20 protein-coding genes are annotated in these 24,261 nt (G+C 53.5%); 4 read left to right on the forward strand and 16 right to left on the reverse strand.

The window, feature by feature from the left end:
- Positions 1 to 51: 51 nt before the first annotated feature.
- Complete coding sequence (locus AL515_RS16610) at positions 52 to 513, reverse strand: GNAT family N-acetyltransferase (RefSeq protein ID WP_061068217.1); 462 nt, start codon at positions 511 to 513, stop codon at positions 52 to 54.
- 67 nt (positions 514 to 580) lie between these two features.
- Here AL515_RS16610 and rbn point away from each other — a divergent pair, with 67 nt between their 5' ends.
- Entirely contained in the window at positions 581 to 1,498 is a 918-nt protein-coding gene (gene rbn / locus AL515_RS16615; protein ID WP_061068218.1) for a ribonuclease BN, read from the forward strand.
- A 64-nt stretch (positions 1,499 to 1,562) separates the two neighbouring features.
- Positions 1,563 to 2,567, forward strand: coding sequence for a chemotaxis protein (locus tag AL515_RS16620; protein ID WP_061068219.1), 1,005 nt, complete (start codon positions 1,563 to 1,565; stop codon positions 2,565 to 2,567).
- A 58-nt stretch (positions 2,568 to 2,625) separates the two neighbouring features.
- On the opposite strand, the gene nuoN is transcribed toward AL515_RS16620, so the two are convergent.
- The 14 genes from nuoN to lrhA all read right to left on the reverse strand — a co-directional run bounded on the left by nuoN (position 2,626) and on the right by lrhA (position 19,424).
- Positions 2,626 to 4,083 (reverse strand): NADH-quinone oxidoreductase subunit NuoN, encoded by a 1,458-nt coding sequence (gene nuoN, locus AL515_RS16625; RefSeq protein ID WP_048211072.1) that lies wholly within the window; start codon positions 4,081 to 4,083, stop codon positions 2,626 to 2,628.
- 6 nt (positions 4,084 to 4,089) lie between these two features.
- Complete coding sequence (gene nuoM / locus AL515_RS16630; RefSeq protein ID WP_003027692.1) at positions 4,090 to 5,619, reverse strand: NADH-quinone oxidoreductase subunit M; 1,530 nt, start codon at positions 5,617 to 5,619, stop codon at positions 4,090 to 4,092.
- Positions 5,620 to 5,870: 251 nt separating this feature from the next.
- Positions 5,871 to 7,712: an NADH-quinone oxidoreductase subunit L gene (gene nuoL / locus AL515_RS16635; protein ID WP_061068220.1), complete on the reverse strand. Its 1,842-nt coding sequence runs from the start codon at positions 7,710 to 7,712 to the stop codon at positions 5,871 to 5,873.
- A complete protein-coding gene (gene nuoK, locus AL515_RS16640; protein ID WP_000612644.1) occupies positions 7,709 to 8,011 on the reverse strand; it encodes an NADH-quinone oxidoreductase subunit NuoK in 303 nt (100 codons plus the stop codon). Before nuoK ends, nuoL begins: the two co-directional genes overlap by 4 nt.
- On the reverse strand, positions 8,008 to 8,562 hold the full coding sequence (nuoJ, locus tag AL515_RS16645; RefSeq protein WP_003028059.1) for an NADH-quinone oxidoreductase subunit J: 555 nt from the start codon (positions 8,560 to 8,562) through the stop codon (positions 8,008 to 8,010). The genes nuoK and nuoJ overlap by 4 nt, the downstream gene beginning before the upstream one ends.
- Before the next feature lie 11 nt (positions 8,563 to 8,573).
- Complete coding sequence (gene nuoI / locus AL515_RS16650) at positions 8,574 to 9,116, reverse strand: NADH-quinone oxidoreductase subunit NuoI (protein WP_003028062.1); 543 nt, start codon at positions 9,114 to 9,116, stop codon at positions 8,574 to 8,576.
- A 14-nt stretch (positions 9,117 to 9,130) separates the two neighbouring features.
- On the reverse strand, positions 9,131 to 10,108 hold the full coding sequence (gene nuoH, locus AL515_RS16655) for an NADH-quinone oxidoreductase subunit NuoH (RefSeq protein WP_003028063.1): 978 nt from the start codon (positions 10,106 to 10,108) through the stop codon (positions 9,131 to 9,133).
- On the reverse strand, positions 10,105 to 12,831 hold the full coding sequence (gene nuoG / locus AL515_RS16660) for an NADH-quinone oxidoreductase subunit NuoG (RefSeq protein WP_061068842.1): 2,727 nt from the start codon (positions 12,829 to 12,831) through the stop codon (positions 10,105 to 10,107). Before nuoG ends, nuoH begins: the two co-directional genes overlap by 4 nt.
- Positions 12,832 to 13,012: 181 nt before the next feature.
- On the reverse strand, positions 13,013 to 14,350 hold the full coding sequence (gene nuoF / locus AL515_RS16665; protein WP_005129472.1) for an NADH-quinone oxidoreductase subunit NuoF: 1,338 nt from the start codon (positions 14,348 to 14,350) through the stop codon (positions 13,013 to 13,015).
- On the reverse strand, positions 14,347 to 14,847 hold the full coding sequence (gene nuoE, locus AL515_RS16670; RefSeq protein WP_003028069.1) for an NADH-quinone oxidoreductase subunit NuoE: 501 nt from the start codon (positions 14,845 to 14,847) through the stop codon (positions 14,347 to 14,349). Before nuoE ends, nuoF begins: the two co-directional genes overlap by 4 nt.
- Before the next feature lie 2 nt (positions 14,848 to 14,849).
- Entirely contained in the window at positions 14,850 to 16,652 is a 1,803-nt protein-coding gene (nuoC, locus tag AL515_RS16675; RefSeq protein ID WP_082759586.1) for an NADH-quinone oxidoreductase subunit C/D, read from the reverse strand.
- An 85-nt stretch (positions 16,653 to 16,737) separates the two neighbouring features.
- Positions 16,738 to 17,400 (reverse strand): NADH-quinone oxidoreductase subunit NuoB, encoded by a 663-nt coding sequence (gene nuoB / locus AL515_RS16680; protein WP_003028075.1) that lies wholly within the window; start codon positions 17,398 to 17,400, stop codon positions 16,738 to 16,740.
- A gap of 15 nt (positions 17,401 to 17,415) precedes the next feature.
- Positions 17,416 to 17,859: an NADH-quinone oxidoreductase subunit NuoA gene (nuoA, locus tag AL515_RS16685; RefSeq protein ID WP_040230134.1), complete on the reverse strand. Its 444-nt coding sequence runs from the start codon at positions 17,857 to 17,859 to the stop codon at positions 17,416 to 17,418.
- Positions 17,860 to 18,485: 626 nt separating this feature from the next.
- Positions 18,486 to 19,424: a transcriptional regulator LrhA gene (lrhA, locus tag AL515_RS16690; RefSeq protein WP_005129482.1), complete on the reverse strand. Its 939-nt coding sequence runs from the start codon at positions 19,422 to 19,424 to the stop codon at positions 18,486 to 18,488.
- Positions 19,425 to 20,350: 926 nt separating this feature from the next.
- On the opposite strand from lrhA, the gene alaA reads away from it, so the two are divergent.
- Positions 20,351 to 21,568: an alanine transaminase AlaA gene (alaA, locus tag AL515_RS16695; protein WP_003028082.1), complete on the forward strand. Its 1,218-nt coding sequence runs from the start codon at positions 20,351 to 20,353 to the stop codon at positions 21,566 to 21,568.
- An 83-nt stretch (positions 21,569 to 21,651) separates the two neighbouring features.
- Positions 21,652 to 22,251, forward strand: coding sequence for a 5'-deoxynucleotidase (gene yfbR, locus AL515_RS16700; RefSeq protein ID WP_061068221.1), 600 nt, complete (start codon positions 21,652 to 21,654; stop codon positions 22,249 to 22,251).
- A 102-nt stretch (positions 22,252 to 22,353) separates the two neighbouring features.
- Here yfbR and AL515_RS16705 read toward each other — a convergent pair whose 3' ends face one another.
- Entirely contained in the window at positions 22,354 to 24,186 is a 1,833-nt protein-coding gene (locus tag AL515_RS16705) for an SLC13 family permease (RefSeq protein WP_048211069.1), read from the reverse strand.
- Positions 24,187 to 24,261 lie beyond the last annotated feature (75 nt).

Raw genomic sequence — 24,261 nt, forward strand, 5'->3', positions numbered from 1 at the left:
TATTCTCCCTTTCTATTGACGTACCCGCTAACTATAGACGACAGGGGCTGTTTACGCTTGATGCCCCTCACGCGCCATGCCGATGTGTGGAATCCCGTCTTCGTCATAGACTTCCGTGACTGGAACAAACCCAAATCTCGCATAAAACGATTGCAGATGTGCCTGAGCCCCCAGGTATAACGCCTTATGCGGCCAATGCTGCGCACAGGATGCCAGTGTTTGCGTCATTAACTGCTGCCCCAGTTTTTCACCGCGCAGCGCTTCGCTGACAATCACCCGGCCAATTACTACCGGCTCCAGATCATCGTCACTTTTCAGAATCCTCGCATACGCCACCAGTTCATCGTTATGCCATCCCAGAATGTGACGGTTCTCGCCGACTAAGTCGTCGCCATCCACGTCCTGATACGGACATTGTTGCTCAACAACGAATACCGCGCAGCGAAGCTGAAGAATGGCATACAGCTCCTGAACACTCAGCTTTGCATGATGGAGATCTTGCCAGTGGATCATTGTCTGCCCCTTTGTTGTGATAACCTGAACACCCTGCCTCATTGATGGCGAAAAGTGTAACGTAAAGATGGAATTACTATTTTTAGGTACGTCAGCGGGAGTTCCCACACGCTCTCGCAATGTAACGGCAATTTTACTAAATCTGCAACACCCGACTCAGGCAGGTTTGTGGCTTTTTGATTGCGGCGAAGGGACGCAGCATCAAATGCTTAGCACGCCATTTAATCCGGGAAAACTCGATCGTATTTTTATCAGCCATTTACACGGCGACCACCTGTTTGGTTTACCGGGGCTACTGTGCAGTCGTTCAATGGCCGGGAACGTCCAGCAGCTAACGCTCTACGGACCCAAGGGGTTGCGAGAGTTTACCGAAACCGCTTTACGTCTGAGCGGCTCCTGGACCGATTACCCGCTGGATATTGTAGAAATTACCGCCGGTGAGGCTGTGGATGACGGCCTGCGCAAAGTGACTGCGTTTCGACTGGAACATCCACTGGAGTGCTACGGTTTTCGTGTTGAAGAACACGACAAACCCGGCGCGCTTAATGCCAGCGCCCTGAAGGCGGCAGGCGTTAAAGCGGGCCCGTGGTTTCAGGATTTGAAAGCCGGGAAAACCATCGTACTGGAAGACGGTCGCGCGATTAACGGTGCCGATTTCCTCTCCCCGGCAACCCGAGGGAAATCCGTGGCTATTTTCGGCGATACCGGGCCCTGTGCGAGCGCTATCGAACTGGCAAAAGGGGTGGACGTGATGGTACATGAAACCACGCTGGACGCCTCAATGGAGGAAAAAGCCAACAGCCGCGGGCATAGCTCCACCCGGCAGGCCGCACAGCTGGCACGGGACGCCGGTGTGGGCAGACTCATCATGACCCACGTCAGCTCACGCTACGATGCAAAAGGCTGCCAGCGGTTACTTGAAGAGTGCAGAGCGATTTTTCCAGACACGGAACTGGCTCACGATTTCGCCATTTTCACCGTTTAATGCTCCATTTTTCCGCCTCAGTGCCGATAACAGTGGAAAGGCTGGCTTTCACACTGAGGACAGGATGAACAATTTCCAGAAAGATATTGATGACAGGACAAACCTAACCCTGTCTAACCGTTTTGAACTGCTGCTGTTTCGCCTTGGCAAATCCGTTGAGGAGCAGAAATCAGAGCTGTTTGGCATCAACGTATTCAAACTGCGTGAAATCGTACCGATGCCGACCTTTACACGCCCTGCCGGCATGAAGGCTCCGTTGTTAGGCATGGTGAATATCCGGGATCAGGTGATCCCGGTGATCGACCTGCCTGCTGTCGCCGGGTGTAAACCTGAAACCGGGCTTAATATCCTGTTGATCACAGAGTACGCCCGCAGCGTACAGGCCTTTGCGGTGGAGTCAGTAGAGAACATTATGCGTCTCGACTGGCAACAGGTGCACACTGCTGAGAAAGCCGTTAATGGCCGCTATATCACCAGTATCGCTTGCCTGGACGACAACAAAGAGACCAACAACCTGGCGCTGGTGCTCGACGTTGAGCAGATCTTGTACGACATCGTACCGGCGAACCACGACCTGCGCGCAACCGATCTGAAAACCAATAAATTCAACATCACGCCGGGTGCGGTGGCGATTGTGGCAGATGATTCCAAAGTGGCCCGCGCAATGTTGGAAAAAGGGCTTAACGCGATGGAAATCCCGCATCTGATGCATGTAACGGGCCAGGATGCGTGGGAAAAAATACAGCAGCTTTCCGCAGAAGCGCTGGCGGAAGGTAAGCCAATCAGCGAGAAGATTGCCCTGGTGCTTACCGATCTGGAAATGCCGGAGATGGATGGTTTTACGCTGACCCGTAAGATAAAAACCGACGAACGTCTGAAGAAGATCCCGGTCGTCATCCACTCTTCACTTTCCGGTAGCGCCAACGAAGATCACGTCCGCCGGGTTAAGGCCGATGGTTACGTGGCAAAATTCGAGGTCAACGAATTATCTTCTGTGATTCAGGAAGTGATGGAGCGCGCAGCAAAAGATGTTAGTGGTCCTTTGGTGAGCCGTCAGCTTTCCGCCTGATAGCCTTGCCCCCATAAAAAAACCCGCCGAGGCGGGTTTTTTTATTCCAACGTGTCGCTTACATCAGCGGCGCCGCCAGTTGCACGATACTGATCAGCGGTTGCGGGTAGATACCCAGCACCAGCACCAGCAGTGCAGAGATCAGCACTACGATACCGCCCGCGCTGTACTGCCAGTTAGACGGCGCATCACGGTTCAGTTGCTGCGGTGCACTCAGGTACAGGCTCACGGCAACGCGCAGGTAATAGTACAAACCAATCGCCGAACCGACCACTACAGCGGCAACCAGCCACCACAGGTTAGCCTGCACACCGACCGCCAGTACGTAGAATTTACCGATAAAGCCCAGCGTCATCGGGATACCCGCCAGAGACAGCATCATCACTGTCATCACTGCCGCGAGGATCGGACGATGCCAGAACAGGCCGCGATAGGAGAACAGAGAATCCGCATCCGGACCACGGTACGGGCTGGACATCAGACTGACCACACCGAACGCGCCAAGGCTGCTGAACAGGTAACCGGCCAGATAAACGCCAACGGCTTCCATCGACATCTCGCCGCTCTGCAGGGCAATCAGCGCCACCAGCAGATAACCGAGGTGAGAGATGGAAGAGTAGCCGAGCAGACGTTTGATGTTGGTCTGGCTCAGCGCCATCAGGTTACCGAAGATGATAGAAGCAAAGGCAATCACGCCCAGCACGATACGTACCGCTTCGCTATCACCGACCGGCGCATACAGGAACAGACGCATCACCACACCGAAGATAGCAATTTTGCTCGCCGTCGCCAGGAAGGTAGAAACCGGAGCCGGAGCGCCCTGGTAAACGTCTGGCGTCCACAGATGGAACGGAACCAGCGAGAGTTTGAAGCCGAGGCCAACAATCATCAGACCGAAGCCCGCCAGCAGCAGCGGTTCGCTCAGCATGCCGTCGCCGAGGCTCTTACCGAGCGCGACAAACGACAGATTCCCAGACTGCGCGTACACCAGCGCCATACCGAACAGCAGGAAGGAAGACGCTGCGGCAGACAGAATGGTGTATTTGATACTGGCTTCCAGCGAACGTTTCTGACGGAACGCATAGCCGACCAGGCCAAATAGCGGCAGAGAGATAAGCTCAATACCAAGGAATAGCGCCGCCAGATGGTTAGCGTTAGCCAGCAGAATACCGCCGAGCGCGGCAATCAGCACCAGCAGGTAGAACTCTTCCCGGTTGTCGTCGTAGCCTTCCAGCCACGGGTAAGCGAAGGTACAGGTGGCAAGACTCGCCAGCAGCACCAGCCCGGTGTAGAGCATGGCGAAACCGTCAACCCGCATCAGCGGGGTGACGTCCATGGCGCCCGCCTGGCCAACAAACCAGAGCGAAACCAGCGCGGCGTTAAGCCCAATGACTGACAACGTGGCATTGAGGAAGTGATTGCGTCGCCACGCAATGGAGAGCATCACAACCACCACCGTCAAGCCGACGATCAGCAGCGGTAGCAGCGCAATCAGGTGTTGTGGAGTTATTGTCATGGCGATTTACGGCCTTGTAGTAGTAACGGAATTAACAAACCACTGCTGGATGTTGCTCATCGCAGAATGCGAGGTATCCAGAATCGGCTGCGGATAGAAGCCAAGCAGTACCAGAAGCACGACCAGCAACAGGATGATAAACAGCTCACGCAGCGACATCCCTGGCAGTTCAACACTGGCAATCTGGCTTTTCGCCTTACCGAAGTAAGCGCGATGCAGCATCGCCAGCGAGTAAACAGAGGCAAACACCAGACCAAAGGTTGAGATCACGGTAATGACCGGAACCACCTGATAGCTGCCGAACAGAATCATGAATTCGCCAACGAAGTTACCGGTACCCGGCATACCCAGCGTACACACTGCAAAGAACATTGACAGCGCAGGCAACCATTTCATTTTGCCCCACAGGCCGCCCATCATACGCATATCACGCGTGTGCAGACGTTCGTACAGCTGACCACACAGGATGAACAGACCGGCTGCAGAAAGACCGTGCGCAATCATCTGGATAACCGCACCCTGGTACGCCAGTTGGCTGCCGGTGTAGATAGCAATCAGCACGAAGCCCATGTGCGATACAGAGGTGTAGGCAATCAGACGTTTGATATCGTACTGATTAAAGGCCATCCACGCGCCGTAAAAGATGCCGATTACGCCAAGCCACATAGCGATAGGTGCAAACTCCGCCGACGCGTTCGGGAACAGCGGCAGGGAGAAACGCAGCAGACCGTAGGCCGCCGTTTTCAGCAGAATCCCCGCCAGGTCAACGGAACCTGCGGTCGGTGCCTGGGAGTGCGCATCCGGCAACCAGCCGTGCAGCGGAACCACCGGCATTTTCACCGCAAACGCGATGAAGAAGCCCAGCATCAGCAGATATTCCACACCGTGGGACATCGGGGTATTCAGCAGTTCTTCATAGTTGAAGGTCCACACGCCGGTCGCTTTGTAGTGCACAAACACCAGCGCCAGGATGGCAATCAACATCACCAGACCGCTTGCCTGGGTATATATGAAGAACTTGGTGGCCGCCGTGATACGCGTTTTACCGTCAGAGGCTTTATGCCCCCACAACGCGATCAGGAAGTACATCGGCACCAACATCATTTCCCAGAAGAAGAAGAACAGGAACATGTCGATGGCAAGGAATACGCCGATTACGCCGCCTAAGATCCACATCAGGTTCAGGTGGAAGAAGCCCTGGTATTTTTCGATTTCATTCCAGGAGCACAGTACCGCCAGAACACCGAGCAGACCGGTTAGCACCACCATCAGCAGCGACAAACCGTCGATGGCTAAATGAATAGAGATGCCAAAACGTGGGATCCACGGCAGGACAAACTCAGACTGCCACTGCGGAATGCCAGCGGATTGCGTCAGTGAATAGCCGCCCTGCAACCACAGTTGCAAGCCAAGCGCCAGCGTCAGTCCCATGGTAATCAGCGCTATCCAGCGCGGCACCTTCACGCCAAAGCGTTCGGTCTGCCAGCACAGGAAGCCACCGATAAAGGGGATTAATATCAACCAGGGTAATAACATAGCTAAGTATGTCCCTTATATTTACTCCTGCTCAGGCTATCTCACTCATCAGCCCAAATCCCGGCAGTGCTCGCAATCCTCACGTACTTCAGTACGCTCCGGTTGCTCTGCGCTGGCGGTATTCGGTCTGACTTCGCCGATGACGCCTGTACTTCAGGAACAGATTTTCAACGAATTCTAAAAATTATTTTTGGGTTTGTAGGCCGGATAAGCGCAGCGCCATCCGGCAGTCGTTCATCCAGCCAACAAACTCAACGCAGTACCATCAACAGTGCCAGCACAACAACGGCGCCGATGCTCATTGATGCCACATACCAGCGCAGATAGCCGTTCTCGCTTAACAGCAGGCCTTTACCTGCAAAGCGAGACAGGATCGCCGGAATGTTCATCATTGCGTTCAGCGGATCGCGTTTCAGCAGCCATGCAACACCGAGGAACGGCTTGACGAACACTTTGTCATACAGCCAGTCGAAGCCCCAGGCGTTATACCACCAGGTACCCAGCAAACGGCCTGGCGCACTGTTGGCAATCGATGTCACAAGCTGGCGTTTACCCAGCCACAGCCATGCAGCGATCAGGATGCCCGCAATCGCGACGATACCGGAAGTAATTTCCAGCGTCATGACGCGACCATGCTCAAGCTCGGTCGTCGCAGGCAGTACGCCATGCAGTGGCGGCACAATCAGCGCGCCAACAAAGGTGGACAGGATCATCAGCACAATCAGCGGCAGATGATGGGTAATCCCCTTCCCGGCGTGAGCGTGAATTTGTTCTTTACCGTGGAACACGATGAAAATCATGCGGAAGGTATACAGCGAGGTCATGAACGCACCGACCAGACCTGCAACCATCAGATTGATATGACCGTTCGCCATCGCACCGGCCAGAATCTCATCCTTACTGAAGAAGCCAGCGGTAATCAGCGGCAGAGCCGACAGCGCCGCGCCACCAATCAGGAAGCAGAGATACACCAGCGGAATAGACTTACGCAGGCCACCCATCTTGAAGATGTTCTGTTCGTGGTGGCAGGCCAGGATAACCGAGCCGGATGCCAGGAACAGCAGCGCTTTAAAGAAGGCGTGCGTCATCAGGTGGAAAATCGCCGCATCCCACGCCTGAACGCCAAGCGCCAGGAACATGTAGCCAATCTGGCTCATCGTGGAGTAAGCGAGAACGCGTTTGATGTCGGTCTGTACCAGCGCAGCAAAACCCGCCAGCACCAGCGTGATAGCACCGATAATCCCCACCAGATGCAGGATTTCCGGGGTCATCAGGAACAGGCCGTGCGTACGTGCAATCAGGTAGACACCGGCGGTAACCATCGTTGCGGCGTGGATCAGCGCAGAGACAGGCGTCGGGCCTGCCATCGCATCAGCAAGCCATGTTTGCAACGGCAGCTGTGCAGATTTACCGACCGCACCGCCCAGCAGCATCAGGGTTGCCCACATCAGCATGTTGTTGCCGTCTGCAAAGTGCACAGGCGCCAGTTCCACCATTTCGCGGAAGTTCAGCGTGCCCAGCTCGTTGTAGAGAATGAACAGTGCGAACGCCAGGAATACGTCACCAACACGGGTTACCACGAAGGCTTTCATTGCCGCAGCGCCATTCTTCGGATCGGTATAGTAGAAACCAATCAGCAGATAGGAGCACAGGCCCACGCCTTCCCAGCCGAGGTACATCAGCAGCAGGTTATCCGCCAGCACCAGAACCACCATGCTGGCGATAAACAGGTTGGTGTAGGCGAAGAAACGAGAATAGCCCTCTTCTCCGCGCATATACCAGGAGGCGAACATGTGGATCAGGAAACCGACGCCGGTCACCACGGAGAGCATGGTCAGCGACAGGCCGTCCAGCACCAGGTTAAAACCGATGTTGAAGTCGCCAACTGACATCCAGGTCCACAGCGGCTGGCTGTAAGCCTGCTGGCCATTGGCAAAAAAATCAACGCCAACAAACGCAGTCACCAGCGCGGCCAGGCCAATCGACCCGACACCCACGGTCGCGGACAGATTTTCTGACCAACGACCACGAGAAAACGCCAGTAATACAAAGCCAATAAATGGCAGAATAATGGTTAAGGCAAGCATGTTCATCCACGCATCTCACTTACTGAATCGATGTTCAGGTTCTGGCGACGGCGATGAAGTTGCAGCAACAGCGCAAGTCCAATGCTCGCTTCAGCAGCCGCAAGGCTGATGGCGAGAATGTACATCACCTGACCATCGGTCTGGCCCCAGTAGCTTCCGGCGACCACAAAGGCCAGCGCGGAGGCGTTAATCATGATTTCCAGCCCGATCAGCATAAACAGCAGATTGCGGCGGATAACCAGACCGGTCAAACCCAGGACGAATAAAATCGCAGCGAGGATCAGTCCATGTTGTAAGGGGATCATGCGTGCTCCTCCGTTTTTCTTTTCGCGCGGTCATCGGTGCGATTGCTCAGCACCTCACCTGAACGCTCTTCGCGCCCCACGTGGAAGGCCACAACCAGACCCGCCAGCAGCAGCATCGAAGCCAGTTCGACCGCCAGTACATACGGTCCGAACAGGGAAATACCGACTGCTTTCGCGCTGATTGGTGTCCCGTCGATGCCCTGATCGTTAACGCCCAGAATGGCGTAAACAATAACCACCAGCATGATGGCCGACAGAATCGCCGGTCCAATCCACACCTGAGGTTTCAGCCACTGGCGTTCCTGTTCAATTTCAGAACCACCGAGGTTGAGCATCATTACCACGAATACGAACAGCACCATGATGGCGCCCGCGTAGACGATAATTTCCAGCGCACCCGCGAAGTAAGCGCCTAACGAGAAGAACACCCCGGAAATCGCCAGCAGCGAAATAATCAGATACAGCAGTGCGTGTACCGGATTGGTGTGGGTGATCACCCGCAAGGTTGCGAGAATGGCTATCAGGCCACAGATATAAAAAGCGAACTCCATTGCCCCTCTCCTTACGGTAACAGGCTCTTGACGTCGATAGGCTTAGCTTCGTTCTCTGCTTCGCCCTTATCTTTGCCGTCGATTGCCATACCTGCCATCCGGTAGAAGTTATATTCCGGGTATTTGCCCGGACCGGAGATCAGCAGATCCTCTTTCTCGTAAACCAGGTCCTGGCGCTTGTACTCACCCAGCTCGAAATCTGGAGTCAGCTGAATAGCCGTTGTCGGACAGGCTTCTTCACACAGGCCGCAGAAAATGCAGCGTGAGAAGTTAATGCGGAAAAACTCCGGATACCAGCGGCCATCTTTGGTCTCTGCTTTTTGCAAAGAGATACAGCCTACCGGACACGCTACCGCACACAGGTTACAGGCAACGCAGCGCTCTTCTCCGTCCGGGTCACGGGTCAGAACGATACGGCCACGAAAACGGGGCGGTAGATAGACCGGCTCTTCCGGGTACATCTGCGTTTCACGTTTCGCGAACGCATGCAGGCCGATCATCCAGATACTGCGTACCTGGGTGCCGAAACCTACGAACAATTCTTTTAAGGTCATGGTCTTTGTGTCCCTTATTGCGCCTGCCAGAGAATGACAGCCGCCGTTACCAGCAAGTTGACGAGCGTCAGCGGCAGACAGACTTTCCAGCCGAAGGACATTACCTGGTCATAACGAGGACGCGGTAACGACGCACGAATCAAAATGAACATCATCATGAAGAACGCGGTTTTCAGCGCGAACCAGACGAATGGTGGTAAGAACGGGCCATGCCAGCCACCGAAGAACAGGGTAACCATCAGCGCAGAAATGGTGACGATACCGATGTACTCACCGACGAAGAACAGACCGAATTTCATACCGGAATATTCAATGTGGTAACCGTCGGCCAGTTCCTGCTCGGCTTCTGGCTGGTCAAACGGGTGACGGTGACACACCGCCACGCCCGCGATGGCAAAGGTGACAAAACCAAAGAACTGCGGAATAACGTTCCAGATATCAGCCTGGTTGTTGACGATGTCGGTCATGTTAAATGAACCGGCCTGCGCCACCACGCCCATCAGGGAAAGTCCGAGGAACACTTCGTAGCTCAGCGTCTGCGCAGACGCACGCATCGCACCGAGCAGGGAGTATTTGTTGTTACTGGACCAGCCGGCGAACAGCACCGCGTATACCGCGAGGCCCGCCATCATCAGGAAGAACAGGATCCCGATGTTCAGGTCGGCCACTACCCAGTTCGGACTCACCGGCACGATAGCGAAAGCCAGCAGCAGCGAGGTGAAGGCGATCATCGGTGCCAGGGTAAAGATGACGCGATCCGAGAATTTCGGGATCCAGTCTTCTTTAAAGAACATCTTGATCATGTCCGCAACCAGCTGGAGCGAACCGCCCCAGCCAACACGGTTCGGTCCGTAACGGTTCTGGAACAGACCCAGCAGACGACGTTCGCCAAAGCTCATGAATGCCCCGCAGGTGACCACCACCAGCAGGATCACCACCGCTTTGAGAATGCTCAGCAGGATCTCAATCAGATCGGGTGTAATCCAACTCATTGTTGTGCCTCCTGCAGATCCTCAAGACGCGCACCTGCCAGAACCGGCGCGATGCCAGGCATGCCCATCGGCAAACCAACCTGCCCTGCCGTTAATCCTTCAGCGATTTCAACCGGCAGCATAACCGTGTTGCCATCGTAGCTGAAAGAAACGCGCGTACCGGCATTGACACCCAACTTCGCGGCATCCGCCGGGTTGAGCTTGATGTACGGCTGCGGCATACGGGTCTGGAAGACCGGCGCACGCTGGGACATTTCGTCACTGCCAAACAGATGGTAGTACGGCGCGATACGCCACTGACCATCCTGAGCCTGGAAGCTCGCCGGAACGGTAGTGAAGTAATCCATACCATCCGCAGAAGCTTCGATCAGGCGCACGCCCGGATCGCCATGACGCAGTTTACCGCCCACTTCATCCTGGAACTTGTTCCACGCCTGTGGGGAGTTCCAGCCCGGAGCCCAGGCAAACGGAATTTGTGAACGCGGCGCAGACGGCTGGTTGTTCCCTTCCATAGAGAAGGCGAACATGGTGTCTTTGTCCTGCGGTTGGCGCGGTTCGTGTACGCTGATGTTGGCGCGCATTGCGGTACGACCGCTGTAGCGGTGCGGTTCACGCGCCAGCTTCTGTCCACGGATACGGAAGCTTGCGTCCGGCGCGGCATCTTTAATGCCTGCCAGCTGCGGCAACTTCTCAACGACCGCGTCGATAACGTGGTCGAGCTGCGTCCAGTCCACTTCACGGCTCTGCACGGTGCTGTGCAGCGAGTGCAGCCAGCGCCAGCTTTCCAGCATTACGGTGTTGCTGTCGTAGTAGGATGGGTCATAGACCTGGAAGAAACGCTGGGCGCGGCCTTCGTTGTTAATCACCGTACCATCGCTTTCGGCGAAGCTTGCAGCGGAAAGCACCAGATGGGCGTTTTCCATAATTGCCGTACGCTGATGGTCAACGACCAGTACCAGCGGCGCTTTCGCCAGAGCGGCATCAACGCGAGCAGCTGAAGCATGGCGATGCAGGTCATTTTCCAGCACCACAACGGCGTCAGCGCGGCCTGTTTCCAGCTCGGTCAGCGCATCGTCAAGGGAACCACCGCCAATCATGCCGAGGCCCATGCTGTTAACCGAGCGAGCAATCATGGTGATGCCGACATCTGCGCCACGGCCTTTCAGCGCCTTCGCCACGTTGGCAGCCGCCTGAATCACTTCGGCACTACCGGCGTTAGTGCCGGAAATAATCAGTGGTTTCTTCGCCCCGGCCAGTGCCTGAACGATAACGTCAATTTTGTTCTGCAGGTCACGGTCGATACCGTCAACCGCCGGCGCGTTGTTATCCAGCGCATGAGCGATAGCGAAACCTAAACGCGCCTGATCTTCAACCGGTGCACGATAGGTCCAAGCGGCGATATCATCCAGGCGGGTGTTATCGACATTGGTAACGAACAGCGGATGCTTAGCACGCTGGCCGATGTTAAGGATTGCTGCGATCTGCCAGTCAGCCACTTTCTGTGCCGCCGCCATTTCACGCGCTTTACCTTTCACCGCCTGACGCACTGCCAGCGCAACGCGTGCGCCGGTCTGGGTAACATCTTCGCCCAGCACCAGAACCGCATCATAAGATTCGATTTCGCGCAGTGCCGGAGTATGAATCCCGCCGTCACGCAGCACGCTCAGTGCCAGTTGCAGACGTTCCTGCTCGCCCTGGGCTATACCGGTATAGAAGTTATCCGCACCGACCAGTTCACGCAGCGCGAAGTTACTTTCAACGCTGGCGCGCGGGGAGCCGATACCAATCACTTTCTTCGACTGACGCAGAATATCTGCCGCGCCCTGCATCGCCTGCTCGGCGTTCAGCGTGATCAGGTCATCGCCACGACGCTGTACCGGCTGACGTGGACGGTCTTTCAGGTTCACGTAACCATAGCCGAAACGACCACGGTCGCAGAGGAAGTAGTGGTTAACGGTACCGTTGTAGCGGTTTTCGATACGACGCAGTTCACCGTAACGCTCACCCGGGCTGGTGTTACAGCCAATGGAACACTGCTGGCAGATGCTCGGGGCAAACTGCATATCCCATTTACGGTTATAACGCTCGGAGTGCGTTTTGTCGGTAAACACGCCGGTCGGACAAATTTCTACCAGGTTACCGGAGAATTCGCTTTCGAGCGTACCGTCTTCCGGACGACCGAAGTAGACGTTGTCATGTGCGCCATACACGCCCAGATCCGTGCCATCGGCGTAATCTTTGTAGTAACGCACGCAGCGATAGCAGGCGATGCAGCGGTTCATTTCGTGAGAGATGAACGGCCCCAAATCCTGGTTGCGGTGTGTACGCTTCGTGAAGCGGTAGCGACGGAAGCTATGACCTGTCATGACGGTCATATCCTGAAGGTGGCAGTTACCGCCCTCTTCGCAGACCGGGCAGTCGTGCGGGTGGTTGGTCATCAACCACTCGACGACGCTTTCGCGGAACTGCTTCGCTTCTTCGTCATCAATAGAAATAAAGGTGCCTTCGGTGGCCGGTGTCATACAAGACATCACCAGGCGACCACGCGTGTCTTCCGCGTTCTGATATTGCTTCACCGCACACTGGCGGCAAGCACCGACGCTGCCCAGCGCCGGGTGCCAGCAAAAGTATGGAATATCAAGGCCGAGAGACAGACAAGCTTCCAGCAGGTTGTCCGCTCCATTGACCTCATATTCTTTGCCGTCTACATGAATCGTAGCCATAGTCAGCATGCTTCCAGTTGGCTCGGTCGTAACCGAGCGTTAATCGAATTTCTTTTCCGCTTTATCCTTCAAGCTGCCTCGGCGTTGGCTTCCCTCGCCACCCCAGTCACTTACTTTAGTAAGCTCAGGGGTTCTCTCGGTTGCCGCCTTGACGCAGCTTGAATGCTTTCGCGTAAAACGTTTACCAGCGCTCTTTCAGCAGGTTCGGCTGAATACCACCAATAGCGTGGGTATTGCTGAAGGTCTGCTTGATGCCAGCTTCGAATTCTTCGCGGAAATATTTAATGGCGCTCTGTAGCGGTTCCACCGCACCCGGTGCGTGTGCACAGAAGGTTTTACCCGGGCCGAGGAAACGACACAGTTGCTCAAGTGTCTCGATATCCCCAGGCTGGCCTTCGCCACGCTCCAGCGCACGCAGAATTTTCACACTCCACGGCAGACCATCACGGCACGGCGTACACCAGCCACAGGACTCGCGGGCAAAGAACTCTTCGAGGTTACGCACCAGCCCAACCATGCCAATCTCGTGGTCAACCGCCATCGCCAGCGCGGTGCCCAGACGGCTACCGGCTTTACCAATGCTTTCGAATTCCATCGGCAGGTCGAGGTGTGCTTCAGTCAGGAAGTCAGTCCCCGCGCCGCCCGGCTGCCAGGCTTTGAACTTCAGGCCATCGCGCATGCCGCCCGCGTAATCTTCGAGGATTTCACGCGCGGTAGTGCCGAACGGCAGCTCCCACAGTCCAGGATTCTTCACGCGACCAGAGAAGCCCATCAGTTTGGTGCCTGCGTCTTTGCTCTTCGAAATGTTCTGGTACCACTCCACGCCGTTTGCGAGGATAGCCGGTACGTTACACAGGGTTTCGACGTTGTTAACGCAGGTCGGTTTACCCCATGCACCAGAGCTCGCCGGGAACGGCGGCTTGGAGCGCGGGTTCGCACGGCGACCTTCGAGGGAGTTAATCAGTGCAGTTTCTTCACCGCAGATGTAACGCCCTGCCCCGGTGTGCACAAACAGTTCGAAATCGAAACCGGTGCCCATGATGTTTTTGCCAAGCAGACCGGCTTCGGTCGCTTCGGCAATCGCGCGGCGCAGATGCACAGCCGCTTCGATATATTCACCGCGCAGGAAGATGTAACCACGGTACGCTTTCAGCGCAAACGCGGAGATCAGCATGCCTTCCACCAGCAGGTGCGGCAGCTGTTCCATCAACAAGCGGTCTTTATAGGTGCCGGGTTCCATTTCATCGGCGTTACACAGCAGGTAACGGATGTTCATGGATTCGTCTTTCGGCATCAGGCTCCACTTCAGACCAGTAGAAAAGCCCGCGCCGCCGCGCCCTTTCAGGCCAGCGTCTTTTACCTGGTTGACGATTTCATCCGGTGACAGCCCGGTCAGGGCCTTACGCGCACCTTCATAACCGTTTTTGCTACGGTATTCGTCCAGCCATACAGGCTGTTTGTCATCACGCAGACGCCAGGTCAGCGGATGCGTTTCGGGAGTACGGATAATGTCTTTCATTTATACCGCTCCAGCAGTTCGGGAATGCCTTCCGGGGTCAGGTGAGCATGAGTATCTTCATCGATCATCATATTCGGCCCCTTGTCGCAGTTCCCCAGGCAACAGGTCGGCAGCAGCGTAAAGCGACCATCAAAGGTCGTCTGCCCCGGCTTGATGTTGAGTTTTTTCTCAAGCGCAGCCTGGATCCCCTGGTAGCCATTGATATGGCACACGACGCTGTCGCAATAGCGGATCACGTGGCGACCGACCGGCTGACGGAAGATCTGGCTGTAGAATGTCGCAACACCTTCGACGTCGCTTGCCGGGATACCCAGCACGTCAGCGATCGCGTAGATCGCCCCATCCGGCACCCAGCCACGCTGCTTCTGAACGATTTTCAGCGCTTCAATGGACGCCGCACGCGGGTCTTCGTAGTGGTGCTTCTCGTGCTCAATCGCTTCACGCTCAGCCGCACTCAGCTCAAAAGCCTCGGTTTGTGGTTGTTGGTTCTCGTGCATAATTAGCGGTCCACATCTGACATAACAAAATCGATACTACCCAGATGGACGATCAGGTCGGACACCAGGCTGCCACGTACCGCTACCGGGATCTGCTGCAGGTGCGCATAGCTCGGGGTACGGATACGGGTACGATAACTCATGGTGCTGCCATCGCTGGTCAGGTAGTAACTGTTGATACCCTTGGTCGCTTCCACCATCTGGAAGGACTCGTTTGCCGGCATAACCGGTCCCCACGAAACCTGCAGGAAGTGGGTAATCAGGGTTTCGATATGTTGCAGCGTGCGCTCTTTCGGCGGCGGCGTCGTCAGCGGGTGATCCGCTTTGAACGGGCCTTCCGGCATGTTATTGAGGCACTGCTCAAGGATGCGCAGACTCTGGCGCAGCTCTTCAACTTTCAGCATCACGCGGGTATAGCAGTCGGACACACCGCCGCCAATCGGGACTTCAAAGTCAAAGTTTTCGTAGCCAGAGTACGGACGCGCTTTACGCACGTCGAAATCAATACCGGTCGCACGCAGCGCAGCACCGGTACAGCCCCAGTCCAGCGCTTCTTTCTTGCCGTAAGCGGCAACGCCCTGCGAACGGCCTTTCAGGATGGTGTTACGCAGTGCGGCTTTCTCGTAAGAATCCAGACGTTTTGGCATCCAGTCGAGGAAATCACGCAGCAGTTTGTCCCAACCGCGCGGCAGATCGTGTGCCACACCGCCGATACGGAACCAGGCCGGGTGCATACGGAAACCGGTGATCGCTTCCACGACGTCGTAGATTTTCTGACGGTCGGTAAAGGCGAAAAATACCGGAGTCATCGCGCCGACGTCCTGAATGAACGTGGAGATGTACAGCAGGTGGCTGTTGATACGGAACAGTTCAGACAGCATGACGCGAATCACGTTGACGCGATCCGGTACGGTAATACCCGCCAGCTTTTCGACTGCCAGCACGTACGGCATTTCGTTCACGCAGCCGCCGAGGTACTCGATACGGTCAGTGTACGGAATATAGCTGTGCCAGGACTGACGTTCGCCCATCTTTTCAGCGCCACGGTGGTGGTAGCCGATGTCAGGTACGCAGTCGACGATTTCTTCGCCATCAAGCTGCAGGACAATACGGAACGCACCATGGGAAGACGGGTGGTTAGGACCGAGGTTGAGGAACATAAAGTCCTCGTTTTCGGTGCTACGCTTCATGCCCCAGTCTTCAGGTTTGAAGGTCAGCGCTTCCATTTCCAGATCCTGTTTGGCTTTAGTCAGCTCAAACGGATCAAATTCGGTCGCACGCGCCGGGTAGTCTTTACGCAGCGGATGGCCTTCCCAGGTATGCGGCATCAGCAGACGCGTCAGGTGCGGGTGACCTTCGATGTCGATGCCAAACATTTCCCAGGTTTCACGCTCATACCAGTTGGCGTTCGGGAACAGTTTGGTGAAAGTCGGTACGCGCAGATCGTTTTCAGACAAAGCCACCTTGAGCATGATATCGCGATTGCGTTCAATGGAGATCAGGTGATAGAAAACGGAAAAATCCGCGGCGGGTAACCCTTCGCGGTGCGTACGCAGACGTTCGTCCATGCCGTGTAAGTCAAACAGCATGACGTAAGGTTTCGGCAGTCTCTTTAAGAAATCGCCAACTTCGAGTAACTGTTCACGCTTGACCCAGACAACGGGTACCCCGGTGCGAGTCGCCTGAACGGTAAAGGCATCCGGCCCAAAACGGTTGCGCAGTTCGCCAATGACCGGGTCATCAAGGTGATCCCGTGTTTGCCATACGGCGTCTTGCGCGGTTAAGTCGGTCATATTGTTCACCATTGCAAATGGTCCGTGGTGGTCGGCAGTGCTTCGCGCTATTTATGTAGTGGTAAGCGAAGGAAGTGCTGCTGCCGACAGGCGCAAATTAAATCTCGTCTGGTGTACGAAGATTCGTTACAGCAATACGTTCGCCGCGTTTACGCTCGCGTTCTGACTGCATATTGGCGCGATAAACGCCCTGATCGCCAACCACCCAGGAGAGCGGACGGCGTTCTTTGCCAATGGAATCTTGCAGCAGCATCAGTGCCTGCATGTACGCTTCCGGACGCGGCGGGCATCCCGGGATGTACACATCGACCGGAATAAATTTATCAACGCCCTGCACTACCGAGTAGATATCGTACATACCGCCGGAGTTGGCGCAGGCGCCCATGGAAATAACCCATTTCGGTTCCAGCATCTGATCGTAGAGGCGCTGAATAACCGGGGCCATTTTGGTAAAGCAGGTTCCGGCTACAACCATCAGGTCAGCCTGACGCGGCGATGCACGCAATACTTCTGCACCAAAACGGGCCACGTCATGCACGGCGGTAAACGAGGTCACCATCTCTACGTAGCAGCAGGAAAGGCCAAAGTTATATGGCCAAATTGAGTTTTTACGGCCCCAGTTAACCATGTCATGCAGCTTGCCCATGAACACGTTTTTGTTAACTTCCTGCTCCAGGGGGTCGGTTACGATCTCCTGTTTTTGCAGGGGGTAACGGTCGTTCTCACCGTTAGGATCTATGCGGGTGAGCGTATAATCCATCTTAATGCCTCGCGGTTAGCGTTGACGATTAGCGATACTGTTCGTTTCCGGGTTCATACGCTCGCGGCGTGAACGCGCGGGCGTCCAGTCCAGCGCGCCAATACGCACCAGATAAACCAGACCTGCCAGTAACACAAAAATAAAAATTGCAGCTTCCACAAAGCCAATCCAACCGCTTTCACGGATAGAGGTTGACCATGCGAACAGATACAGCGCTTCAACGTCGAAGATAACGAAGAACATGGCTACCAGATAAAACTTGGCAGACAGGCGCAAGCGGGCGGTGCCGACCGAGTCGATACCTGATTCAAACGGCACGTTTTTAGATCTCGCGCGTGCGCGACCACCTAAAAACCAGCCGCCGACGAGCATCAGGCAGCACAGGCCAATGGCGACAATAAGAAAGATAGCGAATGCCCAGTGATGAGCGATGACTTCAGTGGATGTTGACATACTCATTGCTTACTCATCAAAAGTAGCGCCAAATTCTCTGCTCTTTTCGGCAGATGAACGCCACATCGATTCATGGGGAGGAATAAAAAAAACCTTACAATCACTGTGAAAAATCATTTTAGACAGCTAATTGATGGGGTTTTTTACTCCTTTCTATAACCTTTTGTCAACTTTAACAAAAGTTTCCTCACATTATTTTACACAACTCCAACACCATTAACATAAAGTGCTATTTAGACCCATTTCGATCGCGTCATCGGTCATTTTTAATGTTGTTGAATCGTGTCCGTAGTGAAGTAAAAAAATGATACCCGTCTATTTTGACAGGAATTCACACAGATGCCTCCCCCTAAATGGGAGTATTTTCTTGATCTGTGACACGCTTTTGTTAATTCACCATAAAAAACAGCAACAATTTCTCTAGTTTTTTAACATGAAAATGAATAGCGCCTCGAGTGATTGTTTTTTGCACTATTTGTAGGTGATTTTTTTACCTACTGATTTTGTTAAGTTTTGGTATACAAAATGCCATCTCCGACCATTATTTGCATAAAAAAAGAGCCGCTGGATGTTTTTTCATCACCAGCGACTCTTTTTTGCACTTACATTTTATAACGATTATTTATGGTACATCACTCAAAGTCGCCTTCGACAATCAGCGAATCGTCTCCCCCTTCAGGGGTAAACTGGTTGTATTGCCAGGGATTTTGATAGGTCTGCATCGACTTAAAAATCACCTGAGCCAGCTCATTTTGTGATGCAGGGTCGCAGCACAGCAAGTACTCCGTTTCCGGCAACGGTGGCAATCCGTCCGCCGCGCCCAGTACGCGTAAATCCGGGCTCATCATTTCTACAGGACGGGCAGTCACGCCCAACCCCGCCTTCACTGCCGCACGAACAGCCGCTAATGTTGAAGCAACATAGGCCAGACGCCACGGGATCTGTGCAGCGTTCAGCGTTGCCAGTACCATATCGCGGAACGGACTCGGATCATCCAGCAGCACCAGCGGCACTGGCTCACCTTTTTGTAAAATATATTCGGCCGCACAATACCAGTGAGTAGGTGAGGTACGCAGATTCAAACACTCAAAATCGCCTGGCCGGTTGGTTGTCACCACCAGATCAACGTCTTGTGACTTCAGCATATCCACCATGTAAGCGTTGCGTTTCACTCTGACATCCAGCGCAAGCTTCGGATAAACCGAACTTATCCGGTTCAGCAGAAAAGGAAGGATAGTATCCGCTGACTCATCAGAAGCGCCAATAGTTAACACTCCCTGAAGATTGTTAAACATCAATGATGAGCATGCCTCATCATTAAAACGCAATATTTTTCTGGCGTAACCCAGCAACTGAATCCCATGCTCGGTCAGTAGTTTGTTACGTCCATGGCGCGCGAACAACTCTTTCCCCACAAGTTGTTCGAGACGTTGCATTTGCTGACTCACCGCAGACTGAGTGCGACATACCGCAGCTGCCGCAGCCGCGAAGGTATTCAGATCGGCAACGGCAACGAAGGTTCTCAGCAGATCGAGATCGAGGTTAATTATCGGACGATTTGCATTTATCATAATTTTTCACTTACTCGCGGGTCATACCGGGTTAATGCTGTGCATTCAGAAACAAACAACTCCATTTGTAATGGGCCTCCCTCGCAGTTTCACCAGGTGTAACCAGGTGAAAATAAGGATGTATTTGCTTTAACAAACGAAACAATTCCCTTTCAGCGCTATATAATACCCGTGACACTCATCGGAATATAGCAACGAGAAAGAGTCATTTTTTTAGCTGTTGGATGATTCTGACTAATGGAAAACATGTAAATTTTGTAAATTTGAAAAATAGTTAACGAACACTAATTTACACATTAAAAACTAACTTTTCAGTATGTTAGAAACTCTTAACTAACATTAGAATTATCGCAAAACACAAGTTGCGTACCATTTCATGGGACTTATCTTAACCTAAAACCACTATATTTATAAGTGTTATCGCGAATTAATCGAAGCAAAAAGGTGATAACTCAGACTGGCAGTTTTCGTATTATTAACGCGTTCAATAAATACTGTTTAAATATTAAATAATAATTAATTAAGAATGCCACCATTCATTAATTATACTTAACAATAGATTCACACCGCGTCGTTGTCAGATCAGGCCGATAACAGTTTGTCAGGCTCAAACCTCAGTATTTTCGAATTGCGCAATACAGCAGATACTCCCGACCGCGCCCCGTTTTGCACATCTCACTATTTTTACCAAAACAAATCACCATCCCCGAGCCGCCACCTCGAAACATATAACCACAAAATCAAAAATATCAAGATTATAATTCCATATTAATTTCATTATTTAGTTATTAACAGTTAATTATAACATCGCAACTTTCGAAATCTTCTACTAAAGACCCTTCAAAACTCACCGTCGGGGGAGTACATTGTTCTGTGCTGACTTCCACGGCAGGGAGTGGCATTCACAGCTAAAAAGGTCAAGATTCATGTCCCCCATTGAAAAATCCAGCAAATTAGAAAATGTCTGTTATGACATTCGTGGCCCGGTTCTGAAGGAAGCAAAGCGCCTGGAAGAAGAAGGCAATAAAGTTCTGAAACTCAACATCGGCAACCCTGCGCCATTCGGGTTTGAAGCACCAGATGAAATTCTGGTCGATGTGATCCGCAATTTGCCTACCGCACAAGGGTATTGCGATTCAAAAGGTCTTTATTCAGCCCGCAAAGCGATCATGCAGCATTACCAGGCCCGCGGGATGCGCGATGTTACCGTGGAGGACATTTATATCGGTAACGGCGTTTCTGAATTAATCGTTCAGGCGATGCAGGCGTTGCTGAACAGTGGGGACGAAATGCTGGTTCCTGCACCTGATTACCCGCTGTGGACAGCGGCAGTATCGCTCTCTGGCGGTAATGCCGTGCACTACCTGTGTGATGAATCGTCAGACTGGTTCCCGGACCTTGATGATATTCGGGCAAAAATCACCCCGCGCACACGTGGGATCGTCATCATTAACCCAAACAACCCTACCGGCGCCGTTTACTCTAAAGAGCTGCTGATGGAGATTGTTGAGATTGCTCGCCAGAACAACCTCATTATCTTTGCTGACGAGATTTATGACAAAATTCTCTATGATGATGCCGAGCATCACTCAATTGCGGCAATGGCCCCGGATCTGCTGACTATTACCTTCAATGGCCTGTCAAAAACTTATCGTGTTGCGGGGTTCCGCCAGGGTTGGATGGTACTGAACGGACCGAAGAAACATGCCAAAGGGTATATTGAAGGTCTTGAAATGTTGGCCTCCATGCGTTTATGCGCCAACGTTCCAGCGCAACACGCCATTCAAACCGCGCTGGGTGGATACCAGAGCATCAGCGAATTTATCATGCCAGGCGGACGTTTGTATGAACAGCGCAACCGGGCCTGGGAATTACTTAATGATATTCCGGGCGTCTCCTGCGTGAAGCCACGCGGCGCGCTGTATATGTTCCCGAAAATTGATGCCAAACGCTTCAATATTCACGACGACCAGAAGATGGTTCTCGACTTTCTGCTGCAGGAAAAAGTCCTGCTGGTTCAGGGAACGGCTTTCAACTGGCCGTGGCCGGATCATTTCCGTATCGTCACACTGCCGCGTATTGACGATATCGAAATGTCGTTGAGTAAATTTGAGCGTTTCCTGTCAGGGTATCGCCAGCTGTAACCACGCAAAGTGCTACCGGGTTTGCATCCGGTAGCACTCTCTGCGCAAAATACCGTTACTGAAGTCACTGAGTAAGGGTCGTTATGAAGCAGAGCCACTTTTTTGCCCACCTCTCCCGTCTGAAACTCATTAACCGCTGGCCGCTGATGCGCAACGTGCGCACCGAAAACGTGTCTGAACACAGTCTGCAGGTTGCCATGGTTGCTCATGCGCTGGCCGCGATCAAAAACCGTAAATTTGGTGGTCAGGTAAATGCTGAGCGTATTGCCCTGCTGGCGATGTATCACGATGCGTCAGAGGTGTTAACCGGCGATCTCCCTACCCCAGTGAAATATTTCAACTCGCAGATTGCTCAGGAATATAAAGCGATAGAGAAAATTGCCCAGCAAAAACTGGTCGATATGGTTCCCGATGAGTTGCGCGATATTTTTGCACCGCTCATTGATGAACATGCATTAAGTGAAGAAGAAAGATCGATTGTTAAACAGGCCGATGCCCTGTGCGCGTATCTGAAGTGCCTGGAAGAACTCTCAGCCGGTAACAACGAGTTTCTGCTGGCGAAAACACGTCTGGAAAAAACGCTGGAGTCACGACGCAGCGAAGAGATGGACTACTTTATGGACATGTTTGTCCCAAGCTTTCACCTTTCATTAGATGAAATCAGCCAGGATTCACCACTTTAAACGATTTTGCCGGATGGCGGCTAACGCCTTATCCGGCCTACAGGTAGGCGTGATATCCGTAGGCCTGATAAGCGCATCGCCATCAGGCGTTTACTGCGGCGGTCAAAACGGGAACAGCATCGGGATCATCACCACGCACACTGCCATGACAATCACCGTAAACGGTACGCCAATCTTCACGAAGTCGCTAAAGCTGTAGTTACCCGGCCCCAACACCAGCGTGTTAACAGGTGAAGACACCGGTGTCATAAAGGCGGCAGAAGCCGCCATCGCAATCACCATCGCAAAAGGATACGGCGAAACGCCCATCGACTTTGCCGCCGCCAGCGCAATCGGTGCCATCAGCACCGCTGTTGCGGTATTCGAGATAAATAAACCAATGGTCGCACACAGGACAAACAGACAACCCAGCATCATGTACGGGCCATATCCCCCACCGACGTCCATGAGTCCTTTTACCACCAGATCGACACCGCCGGTCTTTTGTAAAGCCAGCGCAAAAGGCATCATCCCGACGATCAAGATAATGCTTGGCCAGTGGATCGCCTTATAGGCGCTCTCTGCATCAATACACCGGAATTTCCCCATCAGCAGGCAGGCGATAATTGCGGCCACCGTATTGGGTATTTCATCCGTCAGCATTAACGCAACCATCAGAACCAAGCAGAAAATCGCGTGCGGTGCCTGGCTGTGCGCCGGAGACGCTTCACTGACTTCGACCGGCATGTTCAACACCACAAAGTCGCGGCCTTTTTTACCCAACGATGTGATAAGTTTCCAGTTACCCACGACCAGAATGATATCGCCCATCAGCAACGGTTCATCCACTACCGCGCCGTCCATCGCCGTACCATCACGCTTCACCCCGACGACATTCAGGCCGTAACGCGTACGAAACGCGATTTCCCTTACCGTTTTACCGATTAATTCTGATTCCGGGATCAACGAAATCTCAGCCATCCCCACATCAAGCGCCTGTTCGGAAAAATACTCGCCGCGCAGCACCATCGGCTCCAGCAATTGTTCACTGCAGAATTCGCGCAGATCAACATCAGCGGCGGACATATCAATGAGCAAAACGTCACGGGCACGGAACTCAGAGACCCCATTAACGTCCACAATCACGCGCCGAAAGCGACGCCAGCGCTCAACACCAATCACGTTCGCCCCGTAGCGCTCACGCAGCTTCAGGTCGTCAAGACGCTGGCCAATCATCGGCGAGCCGGGACGAATAGCCAGGCGGCGGGCGCGCCCCGTCAGACGATACTCTTTGATAAGATCGCGAAAGGTCCGGCGTTTCCAGCCATCCCCCTGTTGCCCGGAGTCCTCACCTTTGAGCATAAAACGCATCAGCAGCATGTAAATGATGCCGAGCACCAGAACAACCAGCCCAAGCGGGGTCACGCTGAAAAAGCTGAAACCGTTGAGTCCCTCGCGCAGTAACTCACTGTTGACGACCAGGTTGGGCGGCGTCGCCACCAGCGTCATCATGCCGCTGATAAGCCCCGCGAAGCTAAGCGGCATCATCAGACGCGAGGGCGAGGTTTGCATGCGCATAGATACGCTTAAAACAACAGGAATAAAAATCGCGACTACGCCAGTGGAACTCATAAAGGCACCGAGCCCGGCGACGGTGATCATCAGCAAAACCAGCATTTTGACTTCACTACTGCCGGCCACCTTCACCAGCCATGCCCCCATCACCGTTGCCACCCCGGTACGCACCAGGCCGTCACCAATGATAAATAAAGCCGCAATCAAAATAACGTTAGGATCGCTGAAACCCGAAAAAGCCTCTGAGATGCTCAGTGTTCCACTCAGAACAAAGGCAATGATGACCAACAGAGCAACTGCATCCATACGCACTCTGCCAGTGGCAAACAAAACGACGGCAATCGCCAACAATGAGAGAACCCATATCAATTCACCGTTCACAACATATCCTTGTTAAATGAGAGGGATAGACTGATTCTGCCATAAAAAAGCCCCAACAATCTGGGGCTAAATCAT

The organism is Citrobacter sp. FDAARGOS_156, assembly GCF_001559235.2.
Classification (GTDB): domain Bacteria; phylum Pseudomonadota; class Gammaproteobacteria; order Enterobacterales; family Enterobacteriaceae; genus Citrobacter; species Citrobacter youngae.